Genomic DNA, 14,822 nt, shown 5'->3' with positions numbered 1-14,822 from the left:
GGCAGGACTGCGACAGTTTGCATGGACTTGACGTTGTAATAATACTTCGCACTCCATATTTGCAATACTTTTGAACACCATTAAGGAAACAATATTAGTATTAAAAATGGTAAAATATAAAGTACTTGCGCATATAATATTGATATTGGGCGATTTACCGTAATGACAACCAGCCAGTTACATTCTGACGATCGCCGTACGCGACGCGGAGCGGATCCAGGCCAAGCGGTTTGAGCGCCGCAGGCGGCCTTCGCTGCGACCGGGAGCGGGTCTCAGCCGGAAATCTGAGTGCTACGGCCGGCGACGGCACCTTCGTCCAGTCCTTCAGGCAGGCAATCTCAACGCAAAAACGCCGGCGGTTCTTGGCCGCCGGCGTCGGTCATAGGCGCGTCTCGACGACTGCGTCGGGCCTCAGATCGCCTGGACCTCGCGGATCTCCGGCAGGAAGTGCCGGAACAGGTTCTGCACGCCGTGCCGCAGGGTGGCGGTGGAGGAGGGACAGCCCGAACAGGCGCCCTTCATCTCCAGGTAGACCACGCCTTCCTTATAGCCGCGGAAGGTGATGTCGCCGCCGTCACCGGCCACCGCCGGGCGCACCCGGGTCTCGAGCAGGTCCTTGATGGTCACGACCGTATCGTGGTCGGCCGCGTCGTAGAACTCGTCCTCGCCGCCCTGATCATCGAGGCCGCCTTCGGCCATCACCGGGGCGCCGGACTGGAAATGCTCCATGATCGCGCCGAGGATGGCGGGCTTCACCTGCGCCCATTCCGAGCCGTCCTCCGCCTTGGTGACGGAGACGAAGTCGTGGCCGAAATACACGCCGGCGACGCCCGGGACGGAAAACAGCGCGGAGGCAAGGGGGGAGCGTACGGCCGTCTCGGCATCCCGCGCCTCGAAGGTGGATTCGGGCAGGACGACGCGGCCGGGGAGGAACTTGAGGGTCGCCGGGTTCGGCGTGGCTTCGGTCTGGATGAACATGGTCGGCGAACTCCGCTGCGCCGGTTCAAGGCCGGCCGGGACAGGCACCATAGGGCACCGCCTTCCATGTGGACCGGCGGGTGGATTTTCTCAACCGGGCCCAAGCACCTGCGGAGTGGACATTCGCGCCATGCGCCGTCAGGACGGGCCAAACGACATGCTGACGGAGCCGGCGGTGGATGTAACCGGGGATGGGATGCTCGCGCAGGAGTTGCTGAACGACCTGCGGGCCGCGCAGGCCAAGCTGGAGGCCGCGCGCGAGGATGCGGCGTCGCTCAAGGTGCTGCTCGCCCTGCGCACGCACCAGCACGACCTGGCCTGGCAGGACGTGCAGCGTTTGACGGCCGAGCTGGCGGCAACCCGGGCCAGAACGAGCGCCCTGGAGGCGGATCTGGCCGAGGCGCGGACCAGCGCGGCTTCCGCGGACGCCGTCGCCGAGGCCGACGAGCGCACCGAAGCCGTCCGGGCCGTGCTCGGTGCCGTGCTCGACAGCATTGGTGGCCGTGCCCTCGACCGGCGCCGGTTCCAGGAGATCATCGCCCGGGCCGGGCGCGAGGCGCCGACCGACGGCCCCGGAGCGGCCCGGCACGCGGTTCTGCTGACCGAGGCGCGGCGAGTTCTCGGCATCCCCGGATAGGGCGATCGACCGACCAAGACCGCGCAGGCCGTCAGGGTTAACCAGCCTTCAAGCGTAACGTATTGATCGCGTTGTTGCTCGTTCCTAGAGCGCTCGAACGATAATGGCCTCCTACCCCACCGTTTCCGAGCTCCGGAAAACGTCCGACGTCACGGGTGACGAGATCACTGCAGCGACCGATGCGGTGCTAATACCGTTCAGGTCAGCCTCGTCGAATCGCAGCGGTCGTGCCGGGAAAATCCCTGTGGCTCTCCCTCACTGCCGATGGGTGTAAAGGCCAGCTCTCGCGTCCCATCACTGGCCCGGGAGGATCAGTCCCATAGGCATGTCGAGCTTAACCGCCGCGAGCGCCACCAGGCCACAGACCAAGATCAGGATCTGGCTCTTCCGCTCCCGGAGAGCGAAGACAATCGGATCATCATGCATGTGACCCCGCTGCGCGAGCAGCATCATGCGACTTAACCAGTAAAGTAGTATGGGACCGATAAACCACAGGAGTGCCGGATTGGCGTAGAGGCGAGTGACCTCCGGCTGGGCAGCGTAGAGTGACAGGACGAGGACGGCAGAGAAACTGCTCCCGCTGCCCAGTGATTGCAGGACCGACAGATCGCCACCAAAATATCCGCGTCCCGAAATCCGCTCGTTAACAGCCTTCGTACGGTCAACTAGCTCGGCGCATCGCTTCACAATCGCCAGCGCCAAGAACAGGAACATTGAGAAGGCGAGCAGCCAAACCGACAGCGGCACGCCGGTTGCGGCCCCGCCAGCGATGACGCGCACTGAGTAGAGTGTCGCCAGCGTGAACACGTCGATCAACATTGATGCCTTCAGACGAACTGAATACGCAACAGTTAGTAAAATATAACAGATCAGTACGACAAAGAAGCCGACCCCGATCAGCGCCGCAATCACCAGCGCCGCGCCGAACAGTATGGCGCCCCCCGCTACACCCTTCGGGATCGACAGTGCCCCCGACGCGAAGGGCCGCGTGCGTTTACGCGGATGGGCGCGATCCGACGGGATATCGAGCAGGTCGTTGAACAGGTAGGTGGCCGATGCCGCCAACGAGAAGGCGATGAATGCGAATGCTGAGTCAATGACCAGCCCGAGGTTGTCGATCTGGTGCGCCGCACACAGCGGCAGGAAGATCAACAGGTTCTTGAGCCACTGGTGCGGTCGCATCGCTCGCAGCAGCGGTAAGGGCGGGAAAACGTTTGTCGGGAAGTCGCGGTGCGAAGTTTTTGCGTCCGCAAGTTGCAAGCGCGTCCCGCGACCGGCGCGCAACACGCGGCGCGAACCGTTCCAGACGTGCAAGTCAGCCTTCGCGTCGCCGATATAGTCGTAGCCGTCCGGATGCGACTCGGCGAGGAAGCGCGCCTTGGCCGCACCCTTCAGGTTGACGCTTTCCGATCCATACACGGCATCGAAGATACCAAGGTGCGCGGCCACCTGCTCCGCCCAGGCTGTCGGCGAAGCTGTGACAAGATGGATCGGGCGACCCATCGCTCGCTCCTGGCGCAGGTATTCAACTAGATCAATGCGATAGGGAAGTAGTGCCGGATCGAACGGCGCCACGCGCGCAAGGACGTGTTTGACCGCCAATCGTCCCTGTAGCATGGCGCCGAGCAGCTCGAAGGTGGCGCCCGGCGACCTCTTAAGCGCGGCGAACACCGCCTCGTACAGCAGATCGCCGTGGATAAGAGTCCCATCAAGGTCGACGCAAAGCGGTGTCTTGTCTGACCTCGCTTGTGCTGTGGTCAAATGCTCGACGCTCATTGTTCCCCTCCGCGGTCTAGAACCATCGGCGGTGATTTCGGATTCGCGTCGCCCGACATCGCGACCAGCATCACGCCGAGCGCGATCAGCACCGTCCCTGCCGCTTGCAAAGGCACGATGCGCTCACCCAGGAGCACGACCGAAAGTGCGGCAACCGTTACGAAGCTCAGCCCCACAAACGGGTAAGCCAGCGACAAGGGCAGGCGTGACAGCACGAAGAGCCACGTGAGCGTCGCGACAGCGTAGAGCGCGAGTCCGCCGAGGAGCCGCCATTCCAGCCAGAAAGCGATCACCAGCCCCAGTGCGCCACGTGCGGGATCGGCATGGAGGAGCAGCGATTGCACGCCGAGCTTCAAGCAGATTTGCGCGCACCCGGTGAGCACCACCGTGATCCCGAGGAGTATCCAAACTAACATGGCGTCACCTCTGCGGCTGATAGGCGCTGCTGCGGAGTGCGGCAGCTTGGAATGCAGCCGCCATGAGGACAAGCAGACCCGGAAACAGCATACTCAGGTTTCGCGCCTCGCCCGGAGCGCAGAACAGCAGGAAAAGAGGCACGTTGAGTGCGGCCGCAATCGCTATCTGCTGACGCATCGCCGGAGTTACCCATCGCCAACCGAGAGCCACCAACGCGGTGATCGCGATGATCCAGGGTATACTGAACGGGTGCGGCAACGGGACCCCGTATGTTATTTCCCACTTCACCAGGAAAATGCCGGATAGAAAATAGTAGAGTTGATCGACGAGGTGGTATTCGGCAGTGTCGCCTGCATTGGCTCCGAAGCGGATGCGTGCAACCTCATAGGTAAGCCCGGCGAGGATTACGCAGCCTGCGGTGATTGCCGCAGACATGGGCGGCGATTTGCGCTCGCGCAGCAAGGGATAGGCAGTTACCGCGAAGAAAAAAAAGCTTTCCTTTGACCACGTGGCGAGCACCGTGACTACGAGCATGGCGGGCCACCACGCCCTGCGAGCCAATAGCAGGAACAAGCAGAAAAATGCCAACTCGATGTAATCATAAAAATAACCTCCGAAGGATTGCATTACCGGAAATATTAACATGAACGATGCGGCGCCCGCACCAGCAGCAATCGGCTCAAAACCTTCACTTCGAGCAAGCTTGTATCCGAGCAAGATAAGTGCGATTGCGCTGGAATAAGTGATGAAATACACCAATTCGTAGCGCAGTATCTTGCTACTATCGCCCTCGACAAAGGAGGGAAAGGCAAGCCGGGGCCCGCCGTCCTGCCGATGCAAAACACGCGAGGCGAAAAGCTTGACGGCATGGGGCGCAACCTGATCGATCGCATTGACCGTATCCACGACCAGCCTCCGATAGGCGTAGGGTCGCATTGCAGTCCCATCAAGCATCTTATTGAGCCCTGACTCCGGGGCGACGTCGCGGAACTGCCACTTTGTGTAGTATCCGGAAAAAGATGCAGCAGCGAACAGTATTGCGAGCCCAATTAGCAATATGCGTGGAGCAATGTTCAGCAGCCGCCTCTCGCGAATTTGAGCGATCGGCGCTCCTTCGACGTCCGAAGATCGCGCATGTTCCAACTCATGCCTTAGATCAGTTCTATTCATTGCTTGTCCTTGGGCAGCCTATATTTCACGCCAGCTTCTAAGCCGTTCCTTTAATGCTGCGATCGATTTTCGGATTACCATATTGAGACGCCATCTATAAATCAGCATAGACAACTCATTAGTGCACAGGCGGTTTGTGCAGTGCAAGTGCGGAGGCGAGCGTCCAGCCGGTCACGCCTAAGCTGAACCCCGGCACTCGGAAGTCACCGATCTCGTTAGCGACAAGCCGCTCGGCCTTACGATCGAGGGCGGCAGGGCGAGGCGCGCTTGGACAAGCGTTCGATCTGGTCGCGCCAGGTGGCTACGTCGGGCGGGAAGTCTGACTTGCCGACCGCGGTACGGGCCAATGGTTGCCGAAACGACAAAAGGCGCCCGAGCCGAAGCTCGGGCGCCTTGGGTGTGAAGTGGGGTGTGAAGTGGGGTGTGAAGCGATACGCTCGGACTCTATGTGAATTTCACACAGGGTCGGGCCTACTTGCGCGGCGCCGCTTCCAGCGCATCGATCCGGCGCTGCTGCCGCTCGTTGAACGCCCGGACATGCTCGTCGACCTCGCCGCGCAGCATGCCGACCACCCGGTCCTGCGCGTCGAAGCGGCCCTGTAGCTCGCTCCGTGCCACAACACGGTCTTCTAGACGCTCAATCGCGGCCTTCATCTCGTCGAGGCCCTTCACCGCCCGGGCCTCGACCCGGCCGATGCGGTCCCGCATGAAGTCGTAATCCCGGTCCTGGGAGCGCCAGTGCACCTCGTGCTCGGCGCGGGTGACTTGGTTCGCCGCCAACCCCTCAATGCGCTTGTCGGCCTTGTCCTGGATGAGCAGCAGCGAGCTCTTGAGGTCGGCCTGTCCATCTTTCAGAGGATAGAACGCGAGGCCACCGATCAACGCGGCGACGGTCACGCACGTACCCATGGCGCCCCAGATCACCGCCCACGGCGTGGCGCTGCGGCGGTCGAGCTTGTCGCTCAGGGCGCCGAGGCTCTTCACGACGTTGTCGAGGATCGAACCGAACCCGTCGAGCCGGGTCTCCTGCCGTTCCAGCCGAGCCTCCAGGTTGCCGATTATCGGTGGCGACTGCATCTGCTGGGTCTGCTGAAGATTCTGGGTCATCGTCCTGGCCCCCAAGGCCGGAGAGCCGCGCGCCGGTGTTCCGGTCACGCGTTGATTTGCACGAGCCCGCCCCGGTGAGAGGCAAGACGTGTTGTGGCGGGTGAATGAGAGGCAAAGGTTCGCGCGATCGACACTAAGGCCCGCGAAACTTTCGCGGGCCTTAGTGTCGGTCAGGGCCTGGCGAAGTCGCGCCGGACGGCCGCGATCCAGGACAGCGCCCGGTCGCTGCACCGGGCCTTCTCGCGGTCCAGCAGCTTGGCCCGGGCGATGATCCGGACGACATCGCCCTGCGTCAGGGATCGATCCGGGATATCCGGGAAGCTTCCGCGCAGGCAGGCCTCGATGCCCGCCGGCGGGGCCGGCAGCGTCACCCGGATATCGGCGGGCGCGGCCGGATCGATCGCGGGCGGCTCGATCCTAGAGCTGGCGCAACCGCCGGCTGAGAGGCTGAGGCACACAGACATCATCGCGGCGCGAGTTCTTGGCGAGCACATCGTTGAGATCCTTCAGCTTGGCGCGGTCGGCCTGTTCGGCGGCGAGGTCGCGGGTGGCCTGCTCGGCGAGATCGCGGGTGAGGGCCTCGGCGAGGTCGGCCCGCTCGCGCTCCGCCCGGATCGCGAGGGCGTGGTCGTGGGCCTGCATGCACCGCGCTCCGTCGGTCACCGCGACCTGCCAGCAGAAGGCGAAGGCGGCGACGCCGGCGGCCGTTGTCACGGTGAGGATGCGCAGGCGCGCGGGCAGGACGATCCGCCCGATGACCAGGATGAAGAAAGCGGCGCTGAGGATCTTCAGCGTCACCGGGGAGATCGCGGCCCACAGGAGGGGTGCGACCGCGAGCAGGATGCCGGTCGTAGAGAAGTCGAACATCAGGCGCGCGCTCCGGTGAGGCGAGGGAAGCGGCGCGCGAGGATGCCCGGCACGGGCCGGCCGGCATCGTCCCAGCGCGCGTAGAGGGCGTAGAGGGCGCCGGCGATGATCAGGCCGCCCACGATCATCCCGACGACGGTCCCGGCCTGGATGTGGCCGTTGGCCTCGTCGATCTGGTCCTTCAGCCCGACGATGTCGGCGACGGTGACGCCGGCGCCCCCGGTGGCGGCGACGACCGATCCGGTCGCCGTGCGGCTGCGGGCGAGGTTGGCATCCTTGGCCGGCACGGCCAGCGGCTCGGCGCCGTCGAGCGCCGCCACCGTGTCGTCGTCGAGCTCGCCCGTGACGGGGAGGCCGGCCTTCTTCTGCAGCAGCTGCACGGCGCCGGTGGTGCGGTCGCCGTGCTCGCCGTCGACGGCACCCACGGGGTAGCGCAGCGCCTTCAGCTTCGCCTGCGCCGGGATCGTCCGGAGCGCGGACTTCGCCTTGGCGAGGTAGGCGCGGCACTCAGGCAGTCCGTTGTCGCCGCCGTTGATCCGGCGGCGCAGGGCCTCGACGTCGTCGGCGTCGGCGAGCGCGTTGCAGCCGTTGTCGGCCCAGAAGGTCAGCGCGGCGGCGACCGCGCCCACCGGCGTGCGCAGCCGGTCGGGGTCCGCCTCGAACCCGGCGGCGCGGTAGTTCGCCCGGCCGGTGTTCTGCATCAGGCCGCCGCCGCGGTAGCGCCAGCCGTCGCCGGGCTGCACGTTACCCATCCGGCCGCCGTAGACCTTCTCGGCGAGCGCCTTCGGGTTGCGGGCGTAGGGCTTGGCGGCGGCGAGCGTCGGGAACCGCTTCGGCCAGACCGCGACCAGCCGCTCGGCCGAGTAGAACAGGTCCTCCTCGAGGCGGGTGAAGCCGCCGGACTCGGTGGCCATCTGGGCGACGAAGTGGGCGAGCCGCAGGGGCGTTGAGATCTCAGCCGCCGCGATCCGATCGTCGGCGGTGATGAACGCCGCGATGACGTCGGCGCGCGCCGACGGCGCGACGGCGCGGAGGATCCGCTTCCAGTCGGTCATGGGTCGGTCCTCAGAACGGAATGGAGAGGCGCAGGCGCAGCGGCGCCAGTTCGTCGAGCTCGAGGGTGCGCATGCGTTCGCCCTCGCGGATGAGGGTGCCGCCCGGCGCGATCGGCGCGGCGGCCAGGAGGCTCGCGGCGCTCGGACGCGGCGGCAGGTGCGGGCGTCCTCTAGCCGCCGCCGGGGAGGCGATCAGAGCCAGGGCGAACGTCGCCAAGAGGCGGGCGCGCATCACCGAGCCGCCAGGCGCAGCCGGCCCGTGCCCGGTGCACGCAGGATCGCCAGGCGCACCCGGGCGAGCCCGCGATGCGTCATGCCGAGGGCCTGGGCCGCGCCGGTGGCGAGGTCGATCGTCCGGTGCAGGCGCGGATGCGGCCCGCGGTCGTTGATCCGGACCACGACGCTGCGACCCGTGGCGAGATCGGTCACGCGCACGCGGGTGTTGAACGGCAGCGTCCAGTGCGCGGCCGTCATCCCGTGGGGCTGGAATCGCTCGCCATTGGCGGTGAGGCCCTTCGGGTTGATCCGGAAAATCTCGTGCCCGTAAGTCGAGGCGACGCCCTCCCACGCATGGGCCGGCGGGGATGCGGACAGCAGCGCGCAAACGACTGCGGCCCGCAGCGCGAGGCGCTGCAGGAGCATGGTGGATCTCCGACGTGTCGAAAGGGGTAGGGTGCGCGGGGCCGCTGTGCCGCTACATCGAACGGTCAGAACGCGATCGCGTAGGGCCGGTCAGCGGGAGGGTGACGATGACGATCTGGCGCGCGCGGCAATGGGTGGTCCTGCGCCAAGAACTGGCGTTGGCCATCATCGCCGCCGGCCTGATCGCCAACGTCGCGCTGATCGTGCTCGTCGGTCGGATGGCCGCGGTCGAGCTCGGCCACATGCTCGTCTTCGTCGCCGATCGTCTCCGCTGAGAGCCGGACGGCTACGCGCCGGCCGACCCAGCGGCACCCTTGACGGTGCCGCGGATCACGAGGGTTCCGATCGTGATCGGGTAGGGCCGGCGCCCGACCTCCGTGATCCAGATCTCGTGCTGGTAGAGGCCCGTGGGCGCGAAGCCCGCGACGTCGTCCGGCGCGATGTCGAGGACCACCATGAACCCGCCCGTGGGGTCGGTCACGATGGTGAGCGCCTTGGTGAACGCGCCCGGCAGGTTCGCGACCGAAGCGAACTGCGGCCCCTGCGGGCGACCGACCGGAGCCGGGCCCGCCCACCACGCAGCGGTGGCGCCCGTCATGTCTGGACGCGGCGCCGTGGGATCCGGATCCTTGATCGGGACGGTGTAGGTCGCACCCGCCGCCTGGAAGACCAGCACGCCCTGATCGAGCGCGGGTCCGTTGCGCTCGCCGGCCATGGTCAGGCCGCCGCGGCGGTGTCAATGAGCTCGGCGTAGCCCAGGGCGATCAGCTTGGCTGCGCACTTGTCCGGCACGCGCATCTCGGCGCCTTCGGGCACCTTCCACACGGCGCCGACCAGGTCGGTCTCATGGATCTCGGCCCGGGCGACCTCGCGGGCCCCGATGGCGGCGACGTCGTTGTGCGCGACGATCCCCTCGTCCTTGTCGTGGACGAAGCGATGTTCGACGGTCATGGCGAAGCGGACGTCTTTCATGACGTGGATCTCCGGTCGGGATTTTCGAGACGAGGCGGCGGCGGCGAGGATGCGCTTAGCCGCTCGCGGTGGTCATCGTGGTGGTGACCTTGAGGGTGTCCCCGGCGATCAGCGAGCGCGGCGTCGCGAAGTCGGAGGCGCCGATCAGCGTGCCGGCGGTGCCGCCGAGCGTGCTGTCCGTGGTGACGAAGGCGCCTGCGACGGAGACGCTCGCGGTCGGGTTGTAGACCGCCTGCGCGGCCGAGTTGTCGAGCGAGGCCGTGGTCGTGCCCGACACCGCGCCGAACGTGAGCGTCTGGCGTGCGGCCTGGCTGACCTGCGTGATCTCGGACCAGCCCGCGTGCGAGGCCATCGTGTCGGCGGCCGCGATCGTGCCGGAGCCCTTGAGGCCGACGTAGAACGCGGCCGTGTAGTTCGCCCCCTTCCAGAAGGTGGAGAGCATGTAGGCGAGCCCGACATTGACGGTCAGGTTCTCGATCGTCTCCTCCCACTTCAGCGCGCCGTCGGCGCCGAAGCACTGCACGGCGTGGAAGGTGCGCGGCTTCACCGCACCGCCCGAGAGCGCGCGCGCCACAGCTCCGCCCGCGGCCGCGAGGCCGGCGCCCAAACGTCCCATCATGTCGGTCGATCCTAGTGGCGCGTGGTGCCCTGCAGGGTCAGGCTGACCTGCATCGTGCCGGCGAGGGTGCGCGTCCCCAGCCGGCGGCCGTCGAGGGTGAGGGTGACGACGCGCGTCCCCTGGATCTGCGGCGCGCCCGCGTACGGGTCGCCGGTGGAGAGCAGCGCGCCGAGCGCGGCTTGCGCGGCGAACTGCGCCGCCGCCGCGGCCCCGATCGATGCGGCTGCGGCCTGGTCGAGCCGGGCCGTGAACGCGATCGTCGAGGCGGAGGCGACGCCGGCCTGTCCGGCGAGACCTTCCGCCGCCGGCAGGGTGAGGCTGCCGGAGACGAACAGGCCGCCGCCGGCCGCGACCTGCGTCGCGGCGCGGAAGCTCGTGCCGAGAGCGACCGTGACCGCCCCGGTGGCAATCGCGGCTGCACGGCTCGCCAGGGCGGCGGAGTCCGCGGTGGCGATCGTGCCGCCGGCGCTGGCGCCTGCGGCCGCGGCGAGGCCCGCGAGCGCCGCCTGGCCGGTGGCGGCGTCGGCCGCCTGCAGGGCGCGCGCGGCGAGCGTAACCGCCGCGGCGTAGCTCTGCCCGCCGCCCGTGCCTGCGGCGACGCCCATCGCCTGGACGAGCGCGGCCGCCGCGACCGCGATGGCCGCGGCCTGCCCGCCCTGGCCACGGGCCTGGGTCAGCGCCACCGCCCCGGCGTACAGGGCGGCGGCCGACCCGGAGAGCCCGAGGCTCGCCGCAAGCGGCGCGGCGGCGGCACCGACCGCTTGACCTGCCGAGGCCTGGATCGCGGATGCGGCCAGGGCCATCGCCGCGCTGTAGCTCTGCGCCCCGCCGGTCGACATCGAGGCGGCGAGCGCTTGAGCGAGGCTCGCGGCCCCGGACCCGGCGACGGCCGAGGCGGTCGCGGCCCCCGGCGCCTGCGCGAGCGTCCCCGCCGCGGAGAGGACGGCGCCTGAGACAGCGGCGCCGGCCGAGGCCTGGACCAACCCGACCGCGCTGGCCGCACCGAGCGCGCCGGCACCGGCCGTGCCGGGGGCGACGGCGAGCGCGGCGGCCGCCGCCGCGGATCCCTGTCCCGCGCCGGCGAGGAGCGCGGACGCCGCGAGCGCCATGGCCGACGCGTAGGTCGCGCCGCCGGCGTTCGACGCCTGCGCCACCGCCAGTGCCAGCGCGGCCGCCTGTGCGGCGGTGATCGCGTTGGAGGTGCCAAGCCCGGCGCCCTGCGCCAGCGCGAGGACCGAGGCGGCCGAGAGGCCCGACGCGCCCGCCTGCCCCGCCAGCGCGGCGACCGACAGCGCGGCGGCGATCGCCCCCTGCGCCGCCCCGGACAGGCCGGGCGCGGCGGCGAGGGCGGCCGAGGCCGACACTTGCGCGGCCACGGTGGCGGCCAGCGGCGCAAGGACGGAGAGCGCCAGGTTCGCGCCGTAGAGCGTGGCGCCGGCGGCCGTCGCGCCCGACGCGACCGCCAGGGCGGCGGTGCTGACGCCGGCGAGCAGGGCCGCCCCGAGCTGGCCCGGGGCGGCCGCGATGCCGATGCCGGCCGCGTAGGTCGCTCCAGTGCCGGGGGCGGTCGAGCCTCCGGACGTCTCGCTGACCAGGACGCCGCCGTAGGTCGCCTCCCGAGCGGCCTCCTCGTCGAGGTAGAGGGCGCCGAACGGTCCGAGGATCGCGTATTGGCGCGCCATGGTCAGGCCACCGTGGGTTTCGGGTCAACGTAGAAGGTCGCGGACGCCTTGCCGACCTTCGGATAGATCGTGACCGGGCCCGCGAGCGCCGCGGTGAAGCTCGCCTGGAGCTTGAACCTCACCCCGGCGCGGAAGGTCGCGCCGCCGTCCGTGACCGATCCGCCGTCGACCGCGGAGGCGTAGCCGGCCGGCTCACTCGCCGCCGACTGGCCCTGCCCCGTGCAGAAGAAGATCCGCCCGGGGTTCGAGGCGAGCTTGATCACCGCGCCGAGGGCGTACGTGGTCGAGTTCGCCCGGGCCGCGGCCAGGCTGTCCCAGGCCTCGGTCGAGGCGGGGAGAGCCGCGCCGGCATCGATGCGGGTCGCCTTCGTGCCGCTCGCGTAGCTGCCCCTCGGGCTCGCGGACGACCCCAGATACTCGACATCGATCCAGATCTGATCGTTCGTCGGCAGGGCGGCGCCATTGTAGATGCCCTCCAGGGTGGCCGTCTTCGCCGCGCCGGTGGCCGCGTTCCAGGTGGCGACGGGGAGCGCCTCGAACGGCGCGTTCCAGGTCGCGTTGACGCCAGCGGTGATGTTGCGGCTCTTGGCCGTCGTCCCGTCGCTGGCGCCGCCGGTGTGGACGATCACGGTCTCGTCGACCTGCGAGCCGAACGGGTCGTAGCGCTCCTCGGTGTAGGTGACCCCGGTCGCGGCCGTGCGGACGAAGATCGCCTCCACCGGATACGTGCCGGTGGTGGCTTTCGTCACACCGGCGTCGACGATGCAGTCCTTGAAGGTCGCGACCGCGGCGGACACCTGCGGGAAGAACAGGGTCTTGCCGGACACGAACGCCGAGAAGTCACACGCCTCGAAATCCATGATGGCGGTGTTGTAGCCGAACGAACCGAACAGCCAGGTCGGAACCGTGCCGGTGAGCGCGAAGGCGACGTTCTTCCACTTTGTGCGCCCGAGACACCCGATCGAATGCGAAGCGCTGGTGAATACGACCGCCCCGTCCAGGAAGCGGGCTAAGTTGGCGTTCTGGGTCGTGATGCTCCCCCCGCCCGAACCGCCGAGCGTGAGCGTGAAGTTGCGCAGCGTCTGCTGGGAGCCGCCGCCGGATCCGATGTTGATCGACGCTGAACCCGTGCCGCTGCCGGCGGTGAACGCGATGCCGCGCGTGCTGATGAGACCGCTGCCGCCGGTCGCGATGCTGATGTTGTTGCCGCCGGTGGTCGAGACCGTGGCGCCCGCCTGATAGTCCGAACCCTGCGGCGGGATGTGGCTGGAGCCGTCCCGTCGCACGCTCTCGATGTAGTTCGGCGCCGAGAGACCGCCCGGTGTGTTGATCGAGATCGCCGAGGCCTGCGTCTCGGCGTGATCGTTCGAGCAATAGCCGACGTCGCCGGCGGCCATCCAAGCGGTCATGTTGGCGATGCGCGCGTGCGGCGCGGCCCAGGCACCGGGCGCCTGATAGGCTTCTTGCCCCGTCACCTCCGTCCAGGTCACGCCGCTGTCAGTGGTGGCGCTGCCCTTGCCGGTGGCCCAGGTGGGCTCACTCGCCCCGGTCGTGCCCGGGCCAGTGCAGCGATAGCAGCGCTCGTTGCCGACCGCGGGGTTGCTCGGGCGCACGATCTGCCCGACGGTGTAGGTTCCCTGCGCCCAGGCCGCGACGGCCGCGTAGGCCACGCTGGAGCAGTACAGGTTACTCATGGCACCGCCGCTCCGATGAGGCTCGCGTTCATGGAGGCGGCGCGCTTGGCGACGACGGCTTGGTAGTCAGCGCCCTGCGGATACAGGCTCTGATAGGTCCAGACGGTCCCGTCGGAGACGGTGTAGGTCTCGGTGACCCAGAAGCTGCCGTCGATCTGCGGGGGCGAAGCGACGGCTTTCGCGGCCGCGACGATCGCCGGGGCCGTCGGGGTGGCCGCCTTGATCGCGGCCATCAGAGCGTCGGCCCGGACCTGCACCATGATCTTCAGGCTGACCATGACGGTGAAGGCCTGGACCGTCCGCGCGTCGTTGATCGAGACGCTCGGCCCAGACCCCAGCATCATCAGGAACGCGAGGACCTGCGGGTTTTGCAGCGACGCCGTGCTGATCGCGGCTTGCTCCTGCTGCGTCAGCAGGGCCATGAACTGAGCCGGCGTCATCGCCACGGCGCTCTCCGCGGTCAGGACAGAAGCCCAGGCCAGTCAGGTGAAGTCTGATCGGCGCGGCACGGGCATGCGGACGGGGAGCGCTGGCGCTCTCCGGGGTGGAGGTCGGAAGGGTTGGGAGCCGCGAGTGGAACGCGACAGGTCGCCCCGCCATTGACCGCTCGAGCGACGCGGGGCGGTGCACGGGAGGCGGCGGTGGGCGGGACGGAACGGGTCGAGGAACTGGACGGCCGAGATGTGCCGCTGCCGGAGACGCCGGAGGCTCAAGAACTGGTGAAGCCGGATCCGAACGCCCCGGTCGGCAGCGCAGAGGAGGCGGCCGCCGAGGAGGCCTACGTCGAGACGATCAGAGATGCCGGGGTCTGAAGGCCGTCTCGGCGCAATGGCGGAGAAAGCGATCGACCTGGGGGACGAGGCTCACTGCCAGATCGAACCCCCGACCGAGGCCGACCACACGCCCGTGTTGCCGTTCACGGAGCCGAGGAAGCCAAAATAGTGAAGGCCCTCGGACGGCGTAACCTGCGCTGCCACCGACACCGCCTGCGAGACGTTGGCGGCCGGCATGTAGTGCGAGATCGAATTTCCGATCCCCACTCCGTCCAAGCTCAGCGATGTCGTGTTGGTCGAGCCGGCCGCGTTGCTGTTGTGCAGGCCGACGAGGTTCGCCTTGGCGGTCGCATCGTTCCAGGCGAGGAAGTAGGCGCGGTTCGCGCTGCTGACCTCGGTCGGCGAGCCCGATGGTGTACCGGCCGCCGTCGGC

The 14,822-nt window shown here is 68.1% G+C and carries 20 protein-coding genes; 3 read left to right on the top strand and 17 right to left on the bottom strand.

What is annotated here, in order from left to right; genetic code table 11:
• Positions 1–411: 411 nt before the first annotated feature.
• Positions 412–978 carry a NifU family protein gene (locus MKL20_RS06555; RefSeq protein ID WP_244036004.1) on the bottom strand — a complete coding sequence of 189 codons (567 nt, stop codon included), beginning with the start codon at positions 976–978 and terminating at the stop codon, positions 412–414.
• Between the two features lie 157 nt (positions 979–1,135).
• On the opposite strand from MKL20_RS06555, the gene MKL20_RS06550 reads away from it, so the two are divergent.
• A complete protein-coding gene (locus tag MKL20_RS06550) occupies positions 1,136–1,615 on the top strand; it encodes an atp-dependent helicase (RefSeq protein WP_244036003.1) in 480 nt (159 codons plus the stop codon).
• 294 nt (positions 1,616–1,909) lie between these two features.
• Here the strand turns inward: MKL20_RS06550 and MKL20_RS06545 are convergent, their stop codons facing one another.
• The 9 genes from MKL20_RS06545 to MKL20_RS06505 form a co-directional block, all read right to left on the bottom strand.
• Complete coding sequence (locus tag MKL20_RS06545) at positions 1,910–3,391, bottom strand: UbiA family prenyltransferase (RefSeq protein ID WP_244036002.1); 1,482 nt, start codon at positions 3,389–3,391, stop codon at positions 1,910–1,912.
• Entirely contained in the window at positions 3,388–3,777 is a 390-nt protein-coding gene (locus MKL20_RS06540; RefSeq protein ID WP_244036001.1) for an EamA family transporter, read from the bottom strand. The genes MKL20_RS06545 and MKL20_RS06540 overlap by 4 nt, the downstream gene beginning before the upstream one ends.
• A gap of 34 nt (positions 3,778–3,811) precedes the next feature.
• The gene (locus MKL20_RS06535) at positions 3,812–4,714 is read right to left on the bottom strand and encodes a hypothetical protein (protein ID WP_244036000.1); all 903 of its coding nucleotides are present in this window, start codon (positions 4,712–4,714) and stop codon (positions 3,812–3,814) included.
• Between the two features lie 735 nt (positions 4,715–5,449).
• Positions 5,450–6,085 carry a hypothetical protein gene (locus MKL20_RS06530; protein ID WP_244035999.1) on the bottom strand — a complete coding sequence of 212 codons (636 nt, stop codon included), beginning with the start codon at positions 6,083–6,085 and terminating at the stop codon, positions 5,450–5,452.
• A gap of 170 nt (positions 6,086–6,255) precedes the next feature.
• Complete coding sequence (locus tag MKL20_RS06525; protein ID WP_244035998.1) at positions 6,256–6,456, bottom strand: hypothetical protein; 201 nt, start codon at positions 6,454–6,456, stop codon at positions 6,256–6,258.
• A 46-nt stretch (positions 6,457–6,502) separates the two neighbouring features.
• Positions 6,503–6,952 carry a hypothetical protein gene (locus MKL20_RS06520; protein WP_244035997.1) on the bottom strand — a complete coding sequence of 150 codons (450 nt, stop codon included), beginning with the start codon at positions 6,950–6,952 and terminating at the stop codon, positions 6,503–6,505.
• On the bottom strand, positions 6,952–8,007 hold the full coding sequence (locus tag MKL20_RS06515) for a peptidoglycan-binding protein (RefSeq protein ID WP_244035996.1): 1,056 nt from the start codon (positions 8,005–8,007) through the stop codon (positions 6,952–6,954). Before MKL20_RS06515 ends, MKL20_RS06520 begins: the two co-directional genes overlap by 1 nt.
• A 10-nt stretch (positions 8,008–8,017) precedes the next feature.
• On the bottom strand, positions 8,018–8,239 hold the full coding sequence (locus tag MKL20_RS06510; RefSeq protein WP_244035995.1) for a hypothetical protein: 222 nt from the start codon (positions 8,237–8,239) through the stop codon (positions 8,018–8,020).
• A complete protein-coding gene (locus MKL20_RS06505) occupies positions 8,239–8,649 on the bottom strand; it encodes a septal ring lytic transglycosylase RlpA family protein (RefSeq protein ID WP_244035994.1) in 411 nt (136 codons plus the stop codon). The genes MKL20_RS06510 and MKL20_RS06505 overlap by 1 nt, the downstream gene beginning before the upstream one ends.
• A gap of 107 nt (positions 8,650–8,756) precedes the next feature.
• On the opposite strand from MKL20_RS06505, the gene MKL20_RS06500 reads away from it, so the two are divergent.
• Positions 8,757–8,924: a hypothetical protein gene (locus MKL20_RS06500; RefSeq protein ID WP_244035993.1), complete on the top strand. Its 168-nt coding sequence runs from the start codon at positions 8,757–8,759 to the stop codon at positions 8,922–8,924.
• A gap of 11 nt (positions 8,925–8,935) precedes the next feature.
• Here MKL20_RS06500 and MKL20_RS06495 read toward each other — a convergent pair whose 3' ends face one another.
• From MKL20_RS06495 to MKL20_RS06470, 6 genes are read right to left on the bottom strand one after another with little or no spacing between them, the layout of a single operon-like run.
• Entirely contained in the window at positions 8,936–9,364 is a 429-nt protein-coding gene (locus tag MKL20_RS06495; RefSeq protein WP_244035992.1) for a hypothetical protein, read from the bottom strand.
• 2 nt (positions 9,365–9,366) lie between these two features.
• The gene (locus MKL20_RS06490) at positions 9,367–9,621 is read right to left on the bottom strand and encodes a hypothetical protein (protein WP_244035991.1); all 255 of its coding nucleotides are present in this window, start codon (positions 9,619–9,621) and stop codon (positions 9,367–9,369) included.
• 55 nt (positions 9,622–9,676) lie between these two features.
• On the bottom strand, positions 9,677–10,240 hold the full coding sequence (locus MKL20_RS06485) for a hypothetical protein (RefSeq protein WP_244035990.1): 564 nt from the start codon (positions 10,238–10,240) through the stop codon (positions 9,677–9,679).
• Positions 10,241–10,251: 11 nt separating this feature from the next.
• Positions 10,252–11,922: a hypothetical protein gene (locus tag MKL20_RS06480; protein WP_244035989.1), complete on the bottom strand. Its 1,671-nt coding sequence runs from the start codon at positions 11,920–11,922 to the stop codon at positions 10,252–10,254.
• 2 nt (positions 11,923–11,924) lie between these two features.
• Positions 11,925–13,616, bottom strand: coding sequence for a hypothetical protein (locus MKL20_RS06475; protein ID WP_244035988.1), 1,692 nt, complete (start codon positions 13,614–13,616; stop codon positions 11,925–11,927).
• Positions 13,613–14,062 carry a hypothetical protein gene (locus MKL20_RS06470; protein ID WP_244035987.1) on the bottom strand — a complete coding sequence of 150 codons (450 nt, stop codon included), beginning with the start codon at positions 14,060–14,062 and terminating at the stop codon, positions 13,613–13,615. Before MKL20_RS06470 ends, MKL20_RS06475 begins: the two co-directional genes overlap by 4 nt.
• A 195-nt stretch (positions 14,063–14,257) precedes the next feature.
• Between MKL20_RS06470 and MKL20_RS06465 the strand changes: the two genes are divergently transcribed.
• On the top strand, positions 14,258–14,428 hold the full coding sequence (locus MKL20_RS06465) for a hypothetical protein (RefSeq protein WP_244035986.1): 171 nt from the start codon (positions 14,258–14,260) through the stop codon (positions 14,426–14,428).
• Positions 14,429–14,479: 51 nt separating this feature from the next.
• Here MKL20_RS06465 and MKL20_RS06460 read toward each other — a convergent pair.
• Positions 14,480–14,822 (bottom strand): hypothetical protein (locus tag MKL20_RS06460; protein ID WP_244035985.1); only part of this gene is annotated, 343 nt, incomplete at its 5' end.

This window comes from Methylobacterium sp. E-066, assembly GCF_022829635.1.
Taxonomy (GTDB): domain Bacteria; phylum Pseudomonadota; class Alphaproteobacteria; order Rhizobiales; family Beijerinckiaceae; genus Methylobacterium.
This window is presented reverse-complemented; position numbering and strand designations above follow the sequence as displayed.